Source organism: Burkholderia sp. lig30 (genome assembly GCF_000687455.2).
Lineage (GTDB): Bacteria > Pseudomonadota > Gammaproteobacteria > Burkholderiales > Burkholderiaceae > Burkholderia.
Map to the genome: position 1 here is coordinate 1 of NZ_JGVW01000128.1, position 4948 is coordinate 4948.

Here is a 4948-nt window from a genome sequence, read left to right on the forward strand (position 1 = left end):
TGCCACTCGGCGTTCGCCTGATCGCGGAAGAAGGCCGCGACGCCCACGGCCTGCGCGTCGTCCGCGATCGGCGCCGACAGGTCCACCGTCGCGCCGGGGCCGGGCACCTCGCCCGGTTTGCATGCCGCTTCACAACCAGCCTCCTGTCTTGACCGTGCGCGGATAGCGCCTGACCGGCCCGCCCACGCCCTCGTACATCACCAGCCGCACCGCAAAATGGAAACAGGCATAGCGGCCGACGAAGCGGCTCAGCACGTCGCCGAACAGCGCGACGTCGCCCGGTCCGGCAAACCCGGCCGGCTCGATCCCGACGTTCACGTTGACGATCCGGTCGACGCGTGCGCCGACCACCTCCTCTTCCTCGTCCAGCCACGCATAGTGGATCGCGTCGATGCGCCGGCGGTTGTCGTCCTGCTGCGTCCAGTCGTACAGCGACAACGCGCCCCGCAGCGTATTCGCGTCCATCATCGACAGCTCGGTCGAGCCGCCCCCGTTGAAGTGCGACATCACCTGCCACGCGTAGCGGCCGCCGCGCGGCGGATACAGCGGCATCGTCGGCGCCGTCAGGTTCCGCACGCGCTCGATGCCGGCAAACGCGGACATCGGCTCGGCCAGCATCGATTCGCGCAGCGCCATGCGCGGCAGGCGCCCGTTGTTCGCCAGCACGCGAACCGTCACGTGCCCGTCCGGCAGGCTGCCGGGTTCCTCCCAGAGCTGGCCGCCCAGCGTCAGCCACATCTCGCGCTGCCCCGTCACGCCATGGCGGATCGACGTGTGGTAATACCGTTCCGGCGCCTCGTGGCGCAGCATCCCGCCGCGATGCCGGAACGCCTTGAAGGATCGATACGCATGCCGGGTCGCGTGGGCCGGATCGGCCGCGACGACCGTCAGCGCGTCGTACGGTTCGACGGACGCGCCGGCGGACGCCGGCGCGCGCACCGGATAGTCGCGGTCGTGCGCGTTGGGCCGGATCGCCTGCGCATCCAGCTCGAACAGGTTGATCACCGGCGTGCAGTGCAGGCGGATGTGGTGCGCGTCGAACGTGACGTCACCCGGGATGCGCCCGGCGATCACGATCTCGAACCCGATGCGCGTCTCGCCCGCCGGCACGCTGGCCGCGTCGAAGCCGCACAGGTCGACGAAGTGAAACTTCTCCGGAAACGCGAAATATTCGAGCAGCGTCTGCTCGTGATCCCACTCGGCGTCGGGCCCGTCGTCATCGACCGGCCACAGCCGCGTGTCGGCGCCGAAGCCGGCGGCCTCGAAGCGCATGGCCGGCTGCGGCTGAAACTGGCCGTCCAGCACGCCCGGCATGCGCACGCCGATCGATTCGACCTGGCGCGTGAACACCGCATAGAGCGCCGAAGCGGTCGGGCGATCGCCATGCAGGTAGAGGCGGATGCGAGACAGGTCGTCGAGCAGGCGCTGCTCGCGATGCATCAGGTCGAACGCCAGATGGATCACCGTGCGGCCGTCGTCGCGCATCCGCACGCCCGCCTCGCGCACGGCGAGCGGCAGCGGACGGACGGCCTGGGTGGTGCGGTAGACGCACACCGTGCCTGCCTCGCCGACCGGCGTCGAGCGCACCTGCAGGCCGGCCGGCAGCGTCTCCAGCACGCGTGCCTCGCCGGTGCGCGGCACGCACTCGAGAATCGCCAGCGACGGGATCGTGCGGCCCGCATGGGGCCACAGGTGGTCGATCAGCGGATCGGTGAGCTCCGGCAGCGCGTCGTCGAGCTTCATCCGCAGCCGGGCCGCGAGGAACGCGAACCCCTCGTACGTCTGCTCGACGCTGTCGTGGCGCGCGCCGGGCATCGCGAGGCCGAGCCGGCGGGCGGCCTGCGGCTGCGCCCGGGCGAATTCCCGCCCCGCCTCGCGCAGGTAACGCATCTCCGCATCGAAGTAGCGCAGGAACGGATCGTCCGGTGCGGACGTCCGGGGCGCGTCGTCCGGCCGGCCGTCGCGCCTGCCGTCCCGCGGCCCGGCGTCACTCCGTTCGCCCGGTTGGGCATCGGGGTGTCGGGGATGCGTTCGATCCTCACTCATGGCATCCACTCCGGTGGCAGCGGCGGCAGTCCGGGTACGCCTGACGGCATCGTGCCCCCCGTGCCGACCATGAAGATCCGCTCGGGCATCCGGAAGCCGCGCAGTTTCAGCAGCTCGAGCGGGCCCGCGCCGAGCTGCGTGCGCAGCACGTACGACAGCGGCTCGCCGTGCGCCGCATTCCACGTCAGCCGGTAGCGCGTGCCGTCGAGCGGCTTCACGTCCGCCTGCGACAGCAGCCGCAGGAACGCCCAGTCGCCCGTCGCATCGAACGCCTGCCGCACGCCCGCGTCGAGCGTCTGCCACGTCAGCCGGGCGTGCCCGTTCAGGCCATCGCCCGGCCATGCGAGCGGCGTCCAGCTTTCCTGCTGGTTGAAGTAGACGATCCGCCGGCCGTCGACCGACAGCTCGGAGCGCGTCACGTTCGGGGTCGGCAGCGCCATCAGCGCGAATTTTTCTCCCGCGTCGCCCTGCCCGTACAGCTGCGCGCCGACGGTCGACAGCTGCCGGACGCCGGCGACGAACGCCGGGTCGAACCGCAGCGCCTGCGGCGCCAGCGCGTTCGGCGTCCAGTGGTCACCCTGCAGTTTGATCACCCCGGCCAGCTGCGTCGTCATGAAGCGGGCGATCAGGCCCGTGTCGGGCCGCACGTAGCGGCCCAGCTCGGCGAAGGACGCATCGGCCGGCGTGTCGAAGAACGGATAGCGGCCGGCCATCGCCGCGTTGAACGGCGCGGCGACGCTCGCGCGCCACGCGTCGTTCAGGCTCGCCGCGGCCGGCTGCAGGATCGTCTGCCACGCGCCTTCGAGCGGCTGCGCGAACGCCGCGTCGCCGAAGCCCGACCACGCCGCGCCGAGGCTCGCGGCCGTCAGCGCCGCGTCGTCGCGCGCCTGCGACAGCTCCGACAGCGTGCCCTGGAACACCGCCTGCGCGAGCGCGCGCGCCGTCGACTGCGCGTCCGCGCTGGCGGCAATCTGCTGCAGCTTCAGGCGCATCGTCGTGACGGCCGTCAGGTAGCGCGACAGGCTCACGCCGGTCAACGCGACGTTGACGGGTGCCCCACCCTTGCCGTCGCCGGCGTCGCCCATCAGCGCCAGCAGCGGGCCGAACGACGGGTCGAGGGGGTTGATGGCCGGCGCGCTGGATGGGCCTCCGCCGCCGATCAGGCCTTGCGCCTTGCGCACCAGCGTGTCGGTCAGCGCCTGCGACGGCCGGCCCGCCTGCGCGTGCCGCTGCACCGCCTGCATCAACGCGATCAGCGGCGAAGTCTGCGCGTCGGCCAGACGCGCCAGCTGCTCGATCGCGCCGTTCAGGTTCGACGCCGGTTGCCAGCGGACGCTGTTCAGCATGCGCTGCCAGGCGGCCGTGTAGTCGGCGAAATAACGCGCCGTCAGCCGCTGTTTCAGCGCGTCCGCCGCACGTTGTTCGTCGATCGCGGCCGCGCCCTGCGCAAGCGTGTTGGCGACGGTCGGCGCCGGTTGTGAACCTGTCAGCACCCAGTCGCCGCTGAGGTGGCGCGCGCTCGATGCCCGGTCGATCGCTGCGGCGATCACGCCGTCCCATGCGGCGCGGGTATAGAGGCCCGGCACCGTCTGCGCCGCCGAAAACAGGCCGCGCGCATCCGTGCCGCCGAGCAGCGTGTCGAGCGACGCGTCCGCGTACTTGCCTTGCGCGGCGTCGAGGAGGCCCTGATAGACCGTGTCGTCGGCCGACGCGAGGCCCCGCTGCGTGACCAGCATCGCGCGGGTCGCCGTCACGAGACGGTCGTCCGGCGCGATCCGCCAGTCGGGATGGGCCTTCAGGTGATCGGCGTAAAAGCCCGCGAGGCGCCGGCCGGTGTCGTCGCGTTCGCCCGCCGGCATCCCGGCAGGCCCCGGCCACTGCGCGGCGAGCACGCGCGTCAGGAACCCGGCGTCCGTCCGGCGCGGCTCGGCGAGCATCAGGTACGCCTTCAGCGCATCGTAGCTGCCGTCGCGTGCCTGCGCCGGCTGCAGGCTGTCGGCGCGTGCTTCGTCCGCGATCCGGAGCGTCGCTTCGAGCGCGCTCACGACCGGCGCCTGCAGGTTGCGGGTCGCGACGATCCGGTACGACGGCCAGAGCGCCGCGAGTACCGCGTCGTTGCGCGACAGCCCCGCGCGCAGATACCACGGCGCGCCGTGCTGCTGGCGGTACTCGAGCGTCCCGATCAGCTGCTGCAGCGCGAGCTGGGCGCGCCAGGCCGGCGCGGTCCGCGGGCGCGCGTCGAGCGCGGCATCCGCGGTGGCGCGTGCGGCGCGCATCAGTTGCTGGTTGCCGATGAACGACACCGTCAGCCACGCGCACCACGCGATCGCCCCGACGGTGACGAACCGGGCCAGCGCGTTCGGCCAGTCGACGCCTACGCGCCGGCCGGTCCCGCGTCGGCGGGCGATCGTGTGCCAGACGGGCCGCAACGACGCGGGCTGAGGCGCAAACGTCACCGGTTCGTTCGCCGGCGCGGCGGGCCGCGCCTCGGAACCCGGTTGGCCCGCTGCGTTGGCCGCCAGCGGCACCCGCGCCGGAGCGGTCGCGGGCGTCGCGAACACCGGCGCGAACATCACCCCGGCGAGCGGTGCGCGCAGCCAGGGCGACGCCAGCAGGGTCTCCCAGCCCGCCACGATGTGCGTGCGCTGCTGGCCGATGTACTGCGACACCTGCGCGAGATACGTGATGCGGGTGGGCGCGGTGCACAGCCGTACCCCCGCGTCGGCGGTGTGTCGCTCGATCGCGGCGAGCTGGTCGCGCAACGCCCCAGCCGGTTGCGCGCCCTTGAGTGCCGGACCCGGAAACGCGCCGATTGCGTCGAATGTGTCGGGTTGGCTGCCCTGCGCGGGCACCGCGTGCAGGAACGTGACCGGCGCGGCCCAGCCGAGATCCGTGGCGAGCC

Annotated in this window: 2 protein-coding genes; both read right to left on the reverse strand. The window is 72.5% G+C overall.

What is annotated here, in order from left to right:
• Positions 1 to 129: 129 nt before the first annotated feature.
• Positions 130 to 2046, reverse strand: a complete 1917-nt coding sequence (gene tssF / locus LIG30_RS23155) for a type VI secretion system baseplate subunit TssF (RefSeq protein WP_083494155.1) — start codon at positions 2044 to 2046, stop codon at positions 130 to 132.
• On the reverse strand, positions 2043 to 4948 hold a 2906-nt coding region (locus LIG30_RS23160), incomplete at its 5' end, for an ImcF-related family protein (RefSeq protein WP_038715871.1). The genes LIG30_RS23160 and tssF, both read right to left, overlap by 4 nt.

Coding starts and splice junctions, on each gene's coding strand:
- tssF (WP_083494155.1), bottom strand. CDS start 2,046: ATGAGTGAGGATCGAACGCATCCCCGACACCCCGATGCCCAACCGGGC.